Annotated in this window: 12 protein-coding genes; 6 read left to right on the forward strand and 6 right to left on the reverse strand. The window is 75.2% G+C overall.

Going from position 1 to position 15,567, the window contains the following annotated elements:
- Window positions 1–14: 14 nt before the first annotated feature.
- Together ACN27C_RS17070 and ACN27C_RS17075 are read right to left on the reverse strand one after the other, a co-directional pair.
- Entirely contained in the window at window positions 15–1,013 is a 999-nt protein-coding gene (locus ACN27C_RS17070; RefSeq protein ID WP_355116775.1) for an aldo/keto reductase family protein, read from the reverse strand.
- A 110-nt stretch (window positions 1,014–1,123) separates the two neighbouring features.
- Window positions 1,124–3,256 carry a WG repeat-containing protein gene (locus tag ACN27C_RS17075; protein WP_422746729.1) on the reverse strand — a complete coding sequence of 711 codons (2,133 nt, stop codon included), beginning with the start codon at window positions 3,254–3,256 and terminating at the stop codon, window positions 1,124–1,126.
- 1,519 nt (window positions 3,257–4,775) lie between these two features.
- Between ACN27C_RS17075 and ACN27C_RS17080 the strand changes: the two genes are divergently transcribed.
- The 4 genes from ACN27C_RS17080 to ACN27C_RS17095 all read left to right on the forward strand — a co-directional run bounded on the left by ACN27C_RS17080 (window position 4,776) and on the right by ACN27C_RS17095 (window position 10,108).
- Window positions 4,776–5,000, forward strand: coding sequence for a hypothetical protein (locus ACN27C_RS17080; protein ID WP_422746731.1), 225 nt, complete (start codon window positions 4,776–4,778; stop codon window positions 4,998–5,000).
- Window positions 5,001–7,399: 2,399 nt separating this feature from the next.
- Window positions 7,400–8,251 carry an ABC-2 family transporter protein gene (locus ACN27C_RS17085; protein WP_308212789.1) on the forward strand — a complete coding sequence of 284 codons (852 nt, stop codon included), beginning with the start codon at window positions 7,400–7,402 and terminating at the stop codon, window positions 8,249–8,251.
- Window positions 8,252–8,324: 73 nt separating this feature from the next.
- Window positions 8,325–9,125 carry an ABC transporter permease gene (locus ACN27C_RS17090; protein ID WP_422746734.1) on the forward strand — a complete coding sequence of 267 codons (801 nt, stop codon included), beginning with the start codon at window positions 8,325–8,327 and terminating at the stop codon, window positions 9,123–9,125.
- Window positions 9,122–10,108 (forward strand): ABC transporter ATP-binding protein, encoded by a 987-nt coding sequence (locus tag ACN27C_RS17095; protein ID WP_422746736.1) that lies wholly within the window; start codon window positions 9,122–9,124, stop codon window positions 10,106–10,108. Before ACN27C_RS17090 ends, ACN27C_RS17095 begins: the two co-directional genes overlap by 4 nt.
- On the opposite strand, the gene ACN27C_RS17100 is transcribed toward ACN27C_RS17095, so the two are convergent.
- Entirely contained in the window at window positions 10,092–10,652 is a 561-nt protein-coding gene (locus ACN27C_RS17100) for a helix-turn-helix domain-containing protein (protein WP_013287712.1), read from the reverse strand. The genes ACN27C_RS17095 and ACN27C_RS17100 overlap by 17 nt on opposite strands.
- 66 nt (window positions 10,653–10,718) lie before the next feature.
- On the opposite strand from ACN27C_RS17100, the gene ACN27C_RS17105 reads away from it, so the two are divergent.
- Window positions 10,719–11,687 (forward strand): AzlC family ABC transporter permease, encoded by a 969-nt coding sequence (locus ACN27C_RS17105; protein ID WP_422746739.1) that lies wholly within the window; start codon window positions 10,719–10,721, stop codon window positions 11,685–11,687.
- Entirely contained in the window at window positions 11,681–11,989 is a 309-nt protein-coding gene (locus ACN27C_RS17110) for an AzlD domain-containing protein (protein ID WP_091421090.1), read from the forward strand. Before ACN27C_RS17105 ends, ACN27C_RS17110 begins: the two co-directional genes overlap by 7 nt.
- A 116-nt stretch (window positions 11,990–12,105) precedes the next feature.
- Here ACN27C_RS17110 and ACN27C_RS17115 read toward each other — a convergent pair whose 3' ends face one another.
- The 3 genes from ACN27C_RS17115 to nadA all read right to left on the reverse strand — a co-directional run bounded on the left by ACN27C_RS17115 (window position 12,106) and on the right by nadA (window position 15,539).
- Complete coding sequence (locus ACN27C_RS17115) at window positions 12,106–12,714, reverse strand: DUF3043 domain-containing protein (RefSeq protein ID WP_120568747.1); 609 nt, start codon at window positions 12,712–12,714, stop codon at window positions 12,106–12,108.
- A gap of 79 nt (window positions 12,715–12,793) precedes the next feature.
- Window positions 12,794–14,149 carry a UDP-N-acetylglucosamine 1-carboxyvinyltransferase gene (murA, locus tag ACN27C_RS17120; protein ID WP_120568748.1) on the reverse strand — a complete coding sequence of 452 codons (1,356 nt, stop codon included), beginning with the start codon at window positions 14,147–14,149 and terminating at the stop codon, window positions 12,794–12,796.
- 214 nt (window positions 14,150–14,363) lie between these two features.
- Window positions 14,364–15,539: a quinolinate synthase NadA gene (gene nadA / locus ACN27C_RS17125; protein ID WP_422746742.1), complete on the reverse strand. Its 1,176-nt coding sequence runs from the start codon at window positions 15,537–15,539 to the stop codon at window positions 14,364–14,366.
- Window positions 15,540–15,567: the final 28 nt, after the last annotated feature.

Here is a 15,567-nt window from a genome sequence, read left to right on the forward strand (position 1 = left end):
GGAACGAGGCGACGTCACGGGCGCTGAGCCGGGCTCTCGGTCTTCGCCGGGTCCCGCTCGGTGACCGGCTCGACGATCTCGTCGATCGCCTTGAGCAGGTCGGCGTCGAGCTTCACGCCCGCCGCCTTCACGTTGTCGTGCACCTGCTCCGGCCGGGACGCGCCGACGATCGCCGAGGAGACGTTCGGGTTCTGCAGCACCCAGGCGACGGCGAGCTGCGCCATGGTCAGCCCGGCCTGCTCGGCCAGCGGCTTGAGCCGCTGCACGCGGGTGAGCACGTCGTCGGTCATGAACCGCGCGATGAACCCGGCGCCGGACTTCTCGTCCGTGGCGCGGGAGCCGGCGGGCGGCGGCTGGCCCGGCAGGTACTTGCCGGACAGCACACCCTGGGCCATCGGCGACCAGACGATCTGGCCGATGCCCAGCTCCTCGCTGGTGGGGATCACCTCGGTCTCGATGACCCGCCACAGCATCGAGTACTGCGGCTGGTTCGAGATCAGCGGGATGCGCAGCTCGCGGGCGAGCGCGTGCGCCTCGCGCAGCTGGGACGCCTTCCACTCGGAGACGCCGATGTAGTGCGCCTTGCCGGAGCGTACGACGTCGGCGAAGGCCTCCATCGTCTCCTCCAGCGGCGTGCTGTAGTCGTAGCGGTGGGCCTGGTAGAGGTCCACGTGGTCGGTCTGGAGGCGGCGCAGCGAGCCGTCGATCGACTCCATGATGTGCTTGCGGGACAGACCCCGGTCGTTGCGGCCCGGACCGGTCGGCCAGTAGACCTTGGTGAAGATCTCCAGCCCTTCGCGACGCTCGCCCTTGAGCGCGCGGCCGAGCACCGACTCGGCGCGGGTGCCCGCGTACACGTCGGCGGTGTCGAACGTGGTGATGCCGCTGTCGAGGGCGGCGCGGACGCACGCGACCGCCGCGTCCTCCTCGACCTGCGAGCCGTGGGTGATCCAGTTGCCGTACGAGATCTCGCTGACCATCAGGCCGGAGCGGCCCAGGTGACGGAATTCCATGCTCCCGACCCTAGACCCGCCCGGTCCCCGACGCCGTCCGGCGCTCCCCGCCCGGTGGCGTGGACGGCCCGGCGGGTCGCGGGCGGTCCGGCCGACGTGCCGGGCGCGGGTCAGAGCACCGGGCTGGCGTCGGTGAGCAGCCGGTCGATCTCCGCGACCACCGCCGCGCGGCCCGGGTGCACCGGGTCGATCAGCGGCTCGCCGCGCCGGTCCAGCGCGCCCCACCGGCCCGACTCGGTGGCGACCAGGAACGCCACCGGATGCACCACCACCGTCGGGTACGCCGGTGTCACCACCACCCGCCCGGCCCGGTCCACCACGCCCCGGCGGCCGGCCAGCTCCACCACCGCCAGGCCGTCGGCGGTGAACCCGTCGACCTCCCGCCCGTCGGCGAGCGGCGTGCCGACACGGTGGTAGCGGGTCGGCACGACCACCTCGCCGGTGAGGTCCACCGCGCCCCAGCCGCCGTTCTGCCGTACCGCCGCCAGGCCGTTGCGGAACGGCCGGGCCTCCTCGTACCCGGGCGGGATCTTCACGATGTTCATCCGGTCGACGGCCATCCACCGGCCCTTGCCGTCCATCGACACCCAGGACAGCCCCTCCGAGAAGGGCACCACCGACCGGTAGCCGTTGTTCGCCTCGATCAGCGCCGCGCCGGACGTGTCGATGAGCGCCCACCGGGACGCCTCCGGCCGGCGTACCCAGGCCAGTCCCTCGTGGAACGGCTGCGCCTCGGCGTACCGGTGCGCGATGACCATCTCGCCGGCGGCGTCCGCGTACCCCCAGAGCTGCTGCTCCTCGTCGAACGTCGCCACCGGCGGACGCGGGGTGCCGAGCACCTCCTCGGGCCGGCGCGGCGGCGGGCCGAAGCCGTCCGCGGCGGCCCGCTCCGCGACCGCGTCCAGCGCGACCTCGACCCGCGCGTTCAGCTGCGCGTCCTCGCCGTGACGCAGGTCCAGCGCCCGCTCGAAGTGCAGGCACGCCTCGGTCAGCCGGCCCTGGTCGTAGCAGCACCGCCCGGCGTGCTCGTGCAGCAGCGCACGCAGCCGGTCCGGCAGCTCCGGCGAGTTCGCCTCCGCGAAGAGCCGGTCCGCCTCCGCGTGGTCACCCCGCCACCGCAGCGCCTCCGCGAGGCGCGCGCGGGCCAGCGCGGTCCGCCGGAACTCGCCAGTGGCCTCCGCGTAGGTGACGGCCAGCCGCGCGTCCCCGAGCGCGTCGTCCAGGTCACCGAGGATCCGGGACGCCACCGCGCGCAGGCTGAGCAGCCGGGCCCGGCTGCGGTTGTCGAGTGTGGTGTCCAGCTTGCCGGTCAGCCCGTCCCGGATCACCCGCAACTGTGCCGGGTCCGGGGCCTGCTCGCGCAGCGTACGCGGATCCAGCTCCCAGCCGAGCGCGGCGAGCGCCCGCTCCGGGTCCACCGGAGGCGGCGGCGCGGCGTCCGCCGCGGGTTCCACGTCGTCGTCGGTTCCGGCTTCCTCCGGGGTACGCGGTTCCTGCGCGTCGTCGGCGCCGGCCGGGTTCGGTACGCCGTCGTCGGTGTCGGCCTGCGCCTGTCCCTGGTGCGCGTGTCGGTTGTGGTCCGAGTGCCCTGGCCCGTCGTCGACGGTGGCGCTGTGGCCGGTGCCGAGGTGCACTGGTCCGTCGCCGGCGGTGTCGTCGTGGTCGGTGCCGGCGTGCTGATGTCCGGCCGGTTCGGTGCTGCTGCCCCCGGTGCCGGTCGGGGTGCCGACGTGCGCGTCGGGTGTGCTGCCGGGGACGGCGATCCCGTCCGTGGTGGGCGAAGGCTGCGCGGGCATGGTGTCGGCCTGCCCGGCATCGGCCGTCGTCTCGGCTCGCGCGGCACCGGCGGTCGTCTCGGCTCGCGCGGCATCGGCCGTCGTCTCGGCTCGCGCGGGACCGGTCGTCGTGCCCGGCTGCTGGGGAGCGGGCGGTGTGGCATCGGTGCGGTCGGCATCGGTGGTGCCGTCGGTCGCCGTCGGTTCCTCGGCCGTGTCCGCGGCGGTGGTCGCCCGCGCCGTCTCGTCGGCGGTGGTCTGCGGTGCCGTGCCGTCCTGGCGGACATCGGCGGTGCCGGAGGAGGCGACAGCGTTCGGAGTGCGCTGCGGACCGGGGCCGGGCAGGCCGGATGCCGCCGCCACCGCGATGTGCGGCTCGGGATCGGCGGCCGACCTGTCGGTTTCGGTTGTGGGGGTGCCGGCCTCTGCGGTCGGCTGCTCGGCCGCCGGGATGATCGGCGTGTCCACGGATACGGGCGGTGAGCCGGTGGTCGTTGCGGCCTCGGCCGATGCGCCCGCGGCGGATGCGGTGACGATCGATGCCGATGCCGATGCCGATGCCGATGCCGCTGCGGGCGGGGGTGCTGTTGCTGTTGCTGTTGCGGGTGCCGGTGCCGGTGCCGGGGTCGGGGTCGGGGTCGGCGGTGTGTCGGAGGTGCTTGCGGGTTCGCTGGAGCTGGTGGGTGCGGGTGTGTTCGAGTCGGCGGCGGGGGCGGTGCCGGTGTTCGACATGGCCGACGTACCGCTCGCGATGCCGGTGTTCGACACGGCCGTGCCGCTTGTGACGTCCACTCTCGACATTGCCGACGTGCTGCTTGTGATGCCGCCGTCGAGTGGCGGAGTGGAGTCGGCTTGCAGGTCGGCGTCGCCGGTCGACGGGGCGGCCGGGAGCGGCGGGGTGGCCGGGAGCAGCAGGGCGGCACCGCCCGGCGGGGTGGCGGGGGATGGCGCGGCTGCCGGGGATGGCGCGGTGTCGGCGAGGGGCGCGGCCGAGTCCCCGGTGGACGCTCGTGCCGGACCGGCGTTCGATCCCGGCGTCTCCGCCACGGCTTCCGGAGCCTGCACCACGGCTGACGGTTCGTCGTCGACGGTGCGCATGGTCGGCAGCGGTGCACCTCGGGAAGCCGCCGAGGCCCCGACCGACGGCACCCCACTACGGTCGCCATCCGCCCGCTCGATCGAGTCGTCGCCGGCCGGAGATCTTGGTACGAAACGGCCCCCAGAGGGGCCGAAATCGTCCAAGATCTCTGGCGGCTCCGGGGTTTCTGTGGGCTGGGGCTGGGCTGGCCGGAACCATGCCTCGGCACCGGGGGAGGGCGGAGGCGTCCTCTCCGCCGAGCGGCGGTTCTCCGACTGCTCGTCGCTCCGGTTGGTGGTGGCGTCGGCTCCGGCACGGTCCGAGCCCTGGGCGGGCCGAGCGGCCGCGTCCGTTCCGGGGCGGTCCGTGCCCTGGGCGGGCCGGGCGACGGCGTCGGCTTCGGGACGGTCCGTTTCGGGACGGTCCGTTGTCTGGGTACGGCGGGCGGCTGCGTCGGCTTCGGGACGTCCGGCGTCCGTGTCCGGCGTGGGCCGGCTGCTCGTCTGGGATGTCGCGCCACCGTCGGCGTCGCGACGGTCGGCCTCCGCGCCTGGGACGGGTCGGGTGCCGGTGGCTGGCACGGGTACGGCGCCCGTGTCCGTACCGGGGCGGCTGGGCGTACCGGCCTGCGGCTCGACGGCGGACCGCTGCACGGCTTGCGCTTCCGGACCGGCAGGCTGTTCCGCCGGTTCGATCGGCGCAGTCGGCGCAGTCGGCTGGGCAGGGACGGGGCCGGGATACGCCGGCGGCGCGGGACGGGCCGACGCGGCCTGGGTCGGCTGGGCCGGATCGACCGGAGGCGGGCCCTGACGTTCTTCCGTCCGCCCCCGCGACGGCGTGGTGCGGGTGGACTCCTCGCTTCGCTCCGCCCGTCCGGTGCCGATCGGAGCCTGCGCACCGTGGCTGGGCGTGCCGACGACCGGCGTGGCCGAATCGGAGGCCGGTGCGCCGGCAAGCGGTGTGCCCGAGACAGGCGGGCCGGAGACAGGCGGGCCGGAGACGGGCGGGCCGGAGACGGGCCTGCGGGAGTCCGGCATACCCGGGACGGGTGCGCTGGTCACCGGGCTCGCGGAAGCGGGCACGCCGGACGTGGAACCCGAAGGCGTGCCGGCCGCGGGTACCCGGGGCGGCTGACCGGAAGGCGCGTCGCGCGGGTCCGGTGCCGGCATCCGCCGCTGCTCGTCCGCATCAGCAGGTGGTACGGGCCGCAGCGGGGCGTTGCCGGTCGACGGCGCCCCGTCGCCGGGGCGTACGGGCGTGCGCGGTGCCGACAGTGAATCCGGCCCTGACGGGGCGGGACGGGGACGGTCGTCGGGTCGTACCGGCCACTGCTGCGGCCGGGAATCGGGACGCGCGGCGGCATCGTCCGGCCGGCGACGGTCCTGCTCCGGCTGCGCTCGGCCGGCCTCGGGACGGGACGGGGCGGTGTCCGGGCGGGACGGGGCGGTGGGCGGCCGGGTGGGGTGGGGCTGCGTACGCGGACCGGTGCCGTCGGGCTGTCCGCCCGCATTCGCAGGCCGGGCGTCGCGCGGGTCCGGGCGAACGAAACCGTCCCGCGGGTCGTCGGCGGGCGGCATCGGGTGCCGGGACGGTACCGGCCGATCCGTGGACGGGCGGTGCCGCTCGTCGGGCCGGTGCGCGTCGGGTTCCGGCCGGGGGCGCGGCTCGACGATGGGCCACTCGCCCTGGTGCGGGCGGGGCCGGTCGGCGGGCGGACGTTGCCAACGTTGGTCGGTGCCCGGCCGTGCTGGGGCGGTGGCTTGCGGGTCGGCCGGACGGTGTCGCTGTGCGCCGTACCGGTCGGGCTCGCCCTGCTGCGCGGGTCGCCCGTTCTCGGGTGCCCGGCGCTGGGTGTCCGGGTACGCGGCGGCCTCGCGACCCGGCGCACGGTCGTCCCACCGGCCACCCGCCGGTTCGCGCCGGTCGGCCGGGGGACGTGGGCCGGGCTCGCGCCAGCCGTCAGGGCCGGGTTCACGCCGTCCGTCGTGGCCCGGCCGGCTCCAGCCGGGATCACGCCGGCTCGGCTCGCCCCAGCCCGGCTCACGCCGAGCCGGGTCGCTCCAGCCGGCCGCGTTCCGCTCCGGCGGCGGCACGGCATCGTCGCGCCGGTCGACGCCGGGACCGCGCCGGCCACGGCCGGGATCGCTCGGTGACGGCTCCGGGAAGGGGCCACGGCGTCCGTCGGGCAGGGGTTCGCGGCGCCCGCCGGGGGAGTGGTCCCGGCGAGCATCGGGTGGCGTGCCCCATCGCTCGCCGGAAGCCGCCGGGCGACCGTCGGCCGGGGTGCGCCTGCCGTCCGCCGGGCGGTCGGGCCGGTGCGGGGCGGGGTGCGGGGTCTCGTTCGGCTCCGGTATCCAGCCCGGTTGGGCGGCCCGGCGCGGTGCGCCCTCGGGGTGTACCCAGCGTTGGTCGAGCCGCTCGGGCGGCGGACCGGGGCGGCCGGCCGGCCGGCGCTCGCCGCCGTCCCGACCGGGCAGGAGATCCCGGCGGCCGTCCGCGCCGGGGCTGTCGGGATGCCCGCGCCGCTCGTCCGGCCCCGCGGGGCGCCGTCCGCCGGGACCGGCGGCACCCGTCGGGTACGCCCCGCGCGAGGCCGCCGGCCCGTCCAGGTACGCGCCGCGTGGCCCGGCCGACCCGGCTGAGTGCCCGCCGCGTGGCCCTGTCGGTCCGTCCGGATACGCGCCACGCGGCCCTGTCGGTCCGTCCGGATGACCGTCGCGTGGGCCCGCCGTTCCGTCCGGGTGCGCGCCGCGTGGCCCGGCCGGGCTGGTCGGGTGTACGCCGGGCGGGAACGCGGGGCTGATCGGGTACGCCTCGCGGGGGGCGGCCGGGCTGGTCGGGTATGCGCCGTGTGGACCGGCCGGGCTCACCGGGTACGCGTCCGGCGCACCGGCAGGGCCGGCGCGGTGCGCGTCACGCGGGCCCGCGGGGCTGACCGGATCCGCCCAGCGTGGACCGGCGGGACTGGTCGGATGCGCCTCGCGTGGGCCGGCACCGACGGGGTAGGCGCCGTGCGGACCGGCGGGGCTGACGGGCTCACCGCCGCGCGGGCCGGCCGGACCGACCGGATGACCGGCGGCCGGGCTGACCGGGTGGGCGTCGCGAGGGCCCGCGGGACTCACCGGGCGCCCGCCCTCGTGCGCCGCGGGCCGGGGACCGGCGGGGCTCACGGGGTACGTGTCCGCGTCGGGCGCGGGGCTGACCGGGCGTACCTCGGCCCGGCCGACCACGGCGCGAGGACGCGGCGTCAGGTTCTCGATGCCGATGTCACCGGGGTAGCGCTGCCCGGGGAACTGCGGCTGCCACTCGTGGGTGGGCTCGGCGGCCCAGGCCGGTTCGGCCGGCTCGCGCCAGCTGCCCCAGCCACTCATCGGCAACCCCTCCCGCCGCTCGCGCGGGACGGCCCCGGGGCCGGCTCGCGTCGCTCGCTCACGGCGGTGTCACCTCATTGGAAATTCTCGCGCTGGGGCGCCGGACGTGCCGGTACAGTCGCCCGGTCCAGCACGTCGTGGCTGCGGAAGGAGGGTAACGGCGTGGGCTCGGTCACCGCCACTGTGGCACCACCCACCGGCGCACACGTTACCCCATGGTTTCGGACATTCGGCGCGATCGCGGCGGCCGGGTTCCGTCGACACGCGACCTACCGTCAGGCCGCCGTGGCGGGGTTGTGCACCAACACCGTGTTCGGCTTTCTGCGCTGCTACATCTTCCTCGCGGCGACGGGTGCGGCGGGCACCGTGGCCGGCTACGACCGGGCACAGCTCGCCACGTTCGTCTGGGCCGGCCAGGGTCTGCTGGCGGTGATCGCGATCTGGGGCTGGACCGATCTGGCCGACCGGATCCGAACCGGCGAGGTGGCCGCCGACCTGCTGCGGCCGGTGCATCCGGTGACCAGCTACCTCGCCACCGACCTGGGCCGGGCCGGGTTCGCGTCGCTGGTCCGGCTGGTGCCGCCGCTGGTGGTCGGCCCGTTCTTCTTCGCCGTGTACGTGCCCCGGCACTGGGCCACGGTGCCGCTGTTCCTGCTCTCCGCGGTGCTCGCGGTGGTGGTCTGCTTCGGCTGCCGCTACCTGGTCAACGCCACCGCGTACTGGCTGCAGGACGTCCGGGGCCCGATGATCCTGTGGACGCTCGGCTCCGGCGTGCTGGCCGGGCTCTACTTCCCGCTCGGCTTCCTGCCCGGCCCGCTGGAGGCGGTCCTGCGGTACGCCACCCCGTTCCCCAGCATCCTCCAGGTGCCGCTGGACGTGCTCGTCGAGCGGGAGCCGATGTCCGTCGGTCTCACCCTGGTCGGGGTGCAGGCCGGCTGGGCGGTGCTGCTGCTGGCGCTGTGCCGGCTGGTGCAGCGCCGCGCCGAGCGTCGTCTGGTGGTCCAGGGTGGTTGAGCGCGGCGGCGCGCCCAGGGTGGTTGAGCGCGGCGGCGCGCCCAGGGTGGCTGAGCGCGGCAGCGCGCCCAGGGTGGCTGAGCTGCGGGCGTACCGGGCGCTGCTCGGTGCGCAGGCGCGATCGCAGGCGGCGTACCGCACCTCGTTCGTGGTGGACCTGGTCGGCAACGTGGGCGCCACCGTGTTCGACGTGGTCACCGTCCTGGTGATCTTCGGCGTGACGCGGGAGCTGGGCGGTTTCACGCTGCGCGAGACGCTCGTCGTGGTCGGCCTGTCGTCGTGCGGCTTCGCCACCGCCGACCTGCTGGTCGGCAACATCGAACGGCTTCCCCGGTACGTGCGCACCGGCCTCTTCGACGCCGTGCTGGTGCGCCCGCTGGGGGCGTTGCCGCAACTGCTGCTGATGGACCTGCCGTTGCGCAAGCTGTCCCGGGCCGTGTTCGGGCTGGCAGTGCTGCTGTTCGCGCTCGTCTCGGCCGACATCGACTGGACGCCGGGCCGGGTCGCGCTGGCGGTGGTCGCCCCGCCGGCCGCGGTGGTCTTCTTCGGCTCGGTCTTCGTGCTGACCGCCACGGTGTCGTTCTACTGGGTCGACTCCGGCGAGCTGGCCAACGCGGTCACCTACGGCGGGCGCGACTTCACCTCGTACCCGGTCACCGTGTACGGCGGGTGGTTCCGCGCGCTGTTCGCGTACGGGATGGGGTTCGCCTTCGTCAGCTACCACCCGGCGCTGGCGCTGCTGGGCCGCGCCGACCCGCTCGGCCTGCCGCAGTGGGCGGGCTGGGCCGCGCCGGGCGTCGCGGTGGTCGCCGCGGCGCTGGCCGCCCTGGCCTGGCGCGTCGGGGTCCGCCACTACCGGAGTACGGGGTCATGAGCGTCATCGAGATGGACGGGCTGCGCAAGGAGTTCACGGTACGGGTGAAGGCCGGGCCGCTGCGGCGCGAGAAGCGGACGGTGACCGCCGTGGACGGGGTCGACCTGCGGGTGGAGCGCGGCGAGATGCTCGGCTACATCGGGCCGAACGGCGCCGGGAAGTCGACCACGCTGAAGATGCTCACCGGCGTACTGACGCCGTCGACGGGGCGGGCCCGGGTGTGCGGGCTGCGGCCGGTGGCCGACCGGACCCGGCTGGCGCTGCGGATCGGGGTGGTGTTCGGGCAGCGCTCGCAGCTGTGGTGGGACCTGCCGCTGCGGGACTCGTTCGACCTGCTGCGGCACGTCTACCGGGTGCCGGCCGGCGCGCACGCGGCCCGGCTGGCCCGCTGCCGGGGCCTGCTCGACCTGGACGCGTTCCTGGACACTCCGGTCCGGCAGCTCTCGCTGGGTCAGCGGATGCGCGGCGAGCTGACCGCGGCGCTGCTGCACGGCCCGGAGGTGCTGTTCCTGGACGAGCCGACGATCGGCCTGGACGTGGTGAGCAAGCAGGCGGTGCGCGGCTTCCTGGCCGAGCTGGGCCGGGCCGGGGACACCACGCTCGTGCTCACCACGCACGACCTGGCCGACATCGAACGGCTGTGCCGGCGGCTCGTGGTGATCGACCACGGGCGGGTGGTGCACGACGGGTCGATCGCCGAGCTGCACCGCCGGTACGGCTCGCGCCGGATGGTGGTCGCCGAGCTGGACGCGGCGCTGCCCGAGCCGCCGGTGCTGCCCGGCGCGCCGGTGCAGCGGGTGGAGGCGGACGGGCGGCGGCTGGTCTTCGCGCTGGAACGGGCGAGCGTCGCCGAGGTGGTGGCCGGGCTGGCCGGCCTGACCACGTTGCGGGACATCTCGATCGTGGAGCCGGACATCGAGGAGGTGGTGACCCGGCTCTACCGCGCGCCGGCCGGGCCGTCCCCGGTCACGGGTGCTCCATGACGAGTACGGCGAAGGTGCCGGGGGCCAGTGCCTCGTACCGGTGCGGGGTGTCGCCCGGGAAGGTGGCGTAGTCGCCGGGCTCCAGCTCGACCAGGTCGGTCTCGGGACCGACGCGCATCCGGCCGGCGGCGACCACGACGTGCTCGACGCTGCGCGGGGTGTGCGCCTCGGCGAGCCGTACCGCGCCGGGTTCCAGCTCCATCACGTAGACGTCGCGGCGGGCGTGCGGCGCTCCGGCGGCGAGCAGGGTGGCCGAGAAGTCGGCGTGTTCGGACCGGATCCGGGGCCCCTGCCCGGCCCGCACCACCCGGACGGCGGCGGTGGGTGGTTCGACCAGGCGGCTGAACGGTACGTCCAGCGCCACGCCGAGTGCCCAGAGCGTCTCCACGCTGGGGTTGCCGGACCCGGACTCCAGCTGGGACAGGGTGGACTTGGCGATCCCGGCGCGGCGGGCCAGCTCGGTGAGCGACAGGCCCGCCCGCTCGCGTTCGCGGCGCAGCGCGGCGGCGATGGTGGCGAGTGGGGGAGCGGGGTCGATCGCCATTTGTTCGCTCCATCGGTCGGTTTGTTCGGTTTGACGAACCAGCGTGCTCCGTTCAGGATAATGGACATGCGTACGGCATACCGAACGGGCGACGCCCGGGCGCTCCGCGACGTCGCCGCCATCGGCGCGGCGATGCTCGCCGTGGGCGCGTCGTTCGGCGCCGTGGCGGTGGCCGCCGGTCTGCCCGTGTGGGCCACGCTCGCCATGTCCGCGTTCGTCTACGCCGGCGGCGCCCAGTTCATGGCCGTCGGGCTCGTCGTGGCCGGCAACCCGCTGGCGGCGGTGCTCGCCGGCCTGCTGCTCAACGCCCGGCACCTGCCGTTCGGTCTGGCCCTCGGCGGTGCGCTCGGCACCCGGCGCGCGCAGCGGCTGCTCGGCAGCCACCTGATGACCGACGAGGCGACCGCGTTCGCGCTGGCCCGCCCGGCCGGGCCGCAACGGCGCCGGGCGTTCTGGCTCGCCGGGGTGCTGCTGTTCCTGGCCTGGAACGCCGGCACCGCGCTCGGCGTGCTCGCCGGCGGCGCGGCCGGCGACCCGGCCGCCCTGGGACTCGACGCAGCGTTCCCCGCCGGGCTGGCCGCCCTGCTGCTGCCCAGCCTGCGCGACCGGGAGACCCGCCGGGTGGCGCTCCTCGGCGCCGGCCTGGCAGTGCTGGCGACCCCGCTGCTGCCGGCCGGGCTGCCGGTGCTGCTCGCGCTCGCCGCGCTGGCCCTGCCCCTGCTGGCCCGCCGCCGTCCGCCCGCCGTGTCGCCCGGCCCGCCCGCCGTGTCGCCCGGCCCGCCCGCCGTGTCGCCCGGCCCGCCCGCCGTGTCGCCCGGCCCGCCCGCCGTGTCGCCCGGCCCGCCCGCCGTGTCGCCCGGCCCGCCCGCCGTGTCGCCCGGTCCACCCGCCGCGCCGCCCGGCCCACCCGCCGCGTCCGCCGGCCGGTCCGGCGTGCCGTCCGGCCCGGACGCCGCACCGGGCGGCGGTCCGGTCGCCGTGCCGGACGTGGCGGCTGATGGTCGGAGTGTGCGGGCCGGGGAGGTCTCGTGCTGATCGCCGTGATCCTCGCGCTGGCCGCCGGCACCTACGGCTTCCGCGTCGCCGGGGTGCTGTTGCGGGACCGGCTCGACCTGCCCGAGTGGGCCCGCCACCTGCTGCCCGTCGGCGCCGCGACGTTGCTGGCCGCGCTCGCCGCCACCGCGGCGCTCACCGAGGCCGGCGGTTTCGCCGGATACGCCCGGCCCGCCGGTGTGCTCGTCGGCCTGCTGCTGGCCTGGCGCCGGGCGCCGTTCGTGCTGGTCGTGGTCGCGGCCGCGGCCACCACCGCGGTGCTGCGCCTGCTCGGCGTGGCCTGAGCGCGGCGTCGGCGCGGCCCGCAGGGGCGTCGCGCGGGCGGCCCGGGCCGCTCCCGGCAGGACATCGGCCCCTCACCGCAGGGGCGGGAGGGGCCGATCGGTCCGGGTCGCCCCGGTCAGACCTTGTCGCCGATGTTCACCCGGGGCGCGGGCGCGCGCATCCGGCGGAACGTGATCGACCGCATGATCGCGTAGAAGTAGAGCGAGCCGAGCTTCTCGGTGCTCTTCGGGAAGCGCTCGCGGACCAGCCGCTTGATCTTCCGGGAGATCAGCACCGAGTCGATCAGCACGCCGAGCGCCAGCGCGCCCCACAGCACGTTCGACAGCAGCCGCACGATCGGCGGCATGGCCTGGTTGGAGCCGAACAGCACGATCAGCGCGCCGCCGAAGAACCAGGTGCCGATCGTCCGCCGGGAGTCGACCACGTTGCGGGCCAGCAGCCGCTCCGGGCCCCGGTCACGCGGGCCGCCCTCGCGGCGGAACTCGGCGGCGGCCTCGGCGCGGGCGGCGCGGCGCTGCGCGCGGGCCTCCTCCTTGGTCAGCGGCTTGGCCGGCGCGGTCGGCCGGCGACCGGCGACCGGGCGCTTCGGCGTGAGCTGCCCGAGTTCCTTCTTGCTGGGCGTGTAGCCCCGGGGGCGGGCGGCGGCGGACTCCTCGTCGGTCGTCACAGTGGTGACGGACTCCTCGACGAGGTCGGCGGACTTGCGGCGAAACAGCGACGGCACGCGGCAAGGGTAGCCAACCGGCCGCGCCCGGTGCACATCACGGGTGCACCGGGCGCGGCCGGACGAGTGAGCGGGACGGTCAGGGACGCTCGACGTGCGCGCCGAGGTCGGCCAGCTTGGCCTCGAAGTCCTCGTAGCCACGGTTGATCAGGTCCACGCCGTACACCCGGGAGGTGCCCTCGGCGGCGAGCGCCGCGATCAGGTGGCTGAACCCGGCCCGCAGGTCCGGGATGACCAGGTCGGCCGCGTGCAGCTTGCTCGGCCCGGCGATCACCGCCGAGTGCTTGAAGTTGCGCCGGCCGAAGCGGCACGGGGTGCCGCCGAGGCAGTCCCGGTAGACCTGGATGTTGGCGCCCATCGTGTTCAGCGCCTCGGTGTAGCCGAGCCGCTGCTCGTAGACCGTCTCGTGGACGATCGACAGGCCCCGGGCCTGGGTGAGCGCGACCACCAGCGGCTGCTGCCAGTCGGTCATGAAACCGGGGTGCACGTCGGTCTCCAGCGCCACCGCGTTCAGCTCGCCGCCCGGGTGCCAGAACCGGATGCCGCCCTCCTGGCCCGGGCTGCCGCCGCGCGGCGGGCGCAGGTCGGTGACCTCGTACTCGCCGCCGACCGACCGGAAGATGTTCAGGAAGGTCATCATGTCGGCCTGCTGGGCGCCCAGCACCTCGACGTGACCACGGGTCGCCAGCGCCGCCGCCGCCCAGCTGGCCGCCTCGATCCGGTCCGGGATCGGCCGGTGCGTGTAGCCGTGCAGCTTCTTGACGCCCTGGATCTCGATCACCCGGTCGGTGTGCACCTTGATGATCGCGCCCATCTTCTGCAGCACGCAGATGAGGTCGATGATCTCCGGCTCGACCGCGGCGTTGCGCAGCTCGGTGACGCCCTCGGCCATCACCGCGGTGAGCAGCACCTGCTCGGTGGCGCCCACGCTCGGGTACGGCAGCGCGAACTTCGTGCCGTGCAGCCCGTTGGGCGCGGACAGGTGCAGCCCCTCCGGGGTCTTCTCGACCGTTGCGCCGAACTCGCGCAGCGCCTGGAGGTGGAAGTCGATCGGGCGCGGGCCGATGTGGCAGCCGCCCAGGTCGGGGATGAAGGCGTGGCCGAGCCGGTGCAGCAGCGGGCCGCAGAACAGGATCGGGATCCGGCTGGACCCGGCGTGCACGTTGATCTGGTCGGTGCTGGCGCTCTCGACGTTGGTGGGGTCGAAGACGAGCTCGCCCTCCTCGTCGCCGTCGCTGACCTTGACGCCGTGCAGGCCGAGCAGACCGCGGACCACCTCGACGTCACGGATACGCGGCACGTCGAACAGCCGGCTGGGTGTGTCGCCCAGCAGGGCGGCCACCATCGCCTTGGACACCAGGTTCTTCGCGCCGCGCACGCGGATCCGCCCTTCAAGCGGAGTGCCTCCGTGTACGACCAGGACGTCGTCGGTCAACGCAACCTCCAGCGCGTTGGGTGCTGCCGTGTCTAGTGATGGGTGCACGAAGTTCATCGCTACCCGGAACGCGGTCATGGGAAAACGGGCCGCGTGTGTCGTCGCCCCGGCAGCATAGCCCTCCGTGACGGGAATGGAATCGGTCACATCGCCAGCGAGGGCACGAACCGGGGTGTCCGGTGCGTTTCCGTGCCAGCGGGGTCACCGACGGTGATCAGGCTCCCGGGAGGGCGAGCATCTGGTCCAGCGCGGACCGGGCGTGTCGGGCGGTGTCCGGGTCGACGGTGATCTGGTTGACCACACGCCCGGCGACCAGCTCCTCCAGCGCCCAGACCAGGTGCGGCAGGTCGATCCGGTTCATCGTCGAGCAGTAGCAGACCGCCCGGTCGAGGAACATGATCTGCTTGTCCGGGTGGGCCAGCGCGAGCCGGCGTACCAGGTTCAGCTCGGTGCCCACCGCCCACGCCGAGCCGGCCGGGGCCGCCTCGATCGTCTTGATGATGAACTCGGTCGAGCCGACCAGGTCGGCGGCGTTCACCACCTCGTGGCGGCACTCCGGGTGCACCAGCACGTTCACGCCCGGCACCCGCTCGCGTACGTCGTCGACGCTGTCGAGCGTGAAGCGGCCGTGCACCGAGCAGTGCCCCCGCCACAGGATCATCTTCGCGTCGCGCAGCTGCTCCGGGGTCAGCCCGCCGCTCGGCTTGTGCGGGTCGAAGAGCACGCAGTCGTCGAGCGAGAAGCCCATCTCCAGCACCGCGGTGTTGCGGCCGAGGTGCTGGTCGGGCAGGAACAGCACCTTGCGGCCCTGCTCGAAGGCCCAGTCCAGGGCCCGCTTGGCGTTCGACGAGGTGCAGACCACACCGCCGTTGCGGCCGACGAAGCCCTTGATGTCGGCCGAGGAGTTCATGTACGTCACCGGCACGGTCTCGGCCGCGATGCCCAGGTCGGTGAGCGTGTCCCACGCGGCCTCGACCTGCGACAGCACCGCCATGTCGGCCATCGAGCAGCCGGCGGCGAGGTCGGGCAGGATCACCTTCTGCGCGTCCGAGGTGAGGATGTCCGCGCTCTCGGCCATGAAGTGCACGCCGCAGAAGACGATGTACTCCGCGTCCGGGCGGGCCGCCGCCTCCCGGGCCAGCTTGAACGAGTCGCCCGTCACGTCGGCGAACTGGATCACCTCGTCGCGCTGGTAGTGGTGGCCCAGGACGAACACCTTCGTGCCGAGCGCGGCCTTCGCGGCGGCGGCGCGGGCCACCAGGTCGGGGTCGCTCGGCGCGGGGAGATCACCCGGACACTCCACGCCACGCTCGGTGGCGGGGTCGCTGCCGCGGCCGAGGAGCAGCAGCGCCGTGGCGGTGTTGGACGGCTCAACCCAGGTCGAAGTCACGCCCCCATGGTCCCACAGCGCGACCACG

The sequence above is a fragment of the Micromonospora sp. WMMD1219 genome, assembly GCF_049315215.1.
GTDB lineage: Bacteria > Actinomycetota > Actinomycetes > Mycobacteriales > Micromonosporaceae > Micromonospora > Micromonospora tulbaghiae.

Bases quoted from the DNA above. Each gene is read 5' to 3' on its own strand.
- ACN27C_RS17105 (WP_422746739.1), top strand. From the start codon at position 10,719: ATGCGTACGGCATACCGAACGGGCGACGCCCGGGCGCTCCGCGACGTC.
- ACN27C_RS17070 (WP_355116775.1), bottom strand. From the start codon at position 1,013: ATGGAATTCCGTCACCTGGGCCGCTCCGGCCTGATGGTCAGCGAGATC.
- ACN27C_RS17100 (WP_013287712.1), bottom strand. From the start codon at position 10,652: ATGGCGATCGACCCCGCTCCCCCACTCGCCACCATCGCCGCCGCGCTG.
- ACN27C_RS17095 (WP_422746736.1), top strand. From the start codon at position 9,122: ATGAGCGTCATCGAGATGGACGGGCTGCGCAAGGAGTTCACGGTACGG.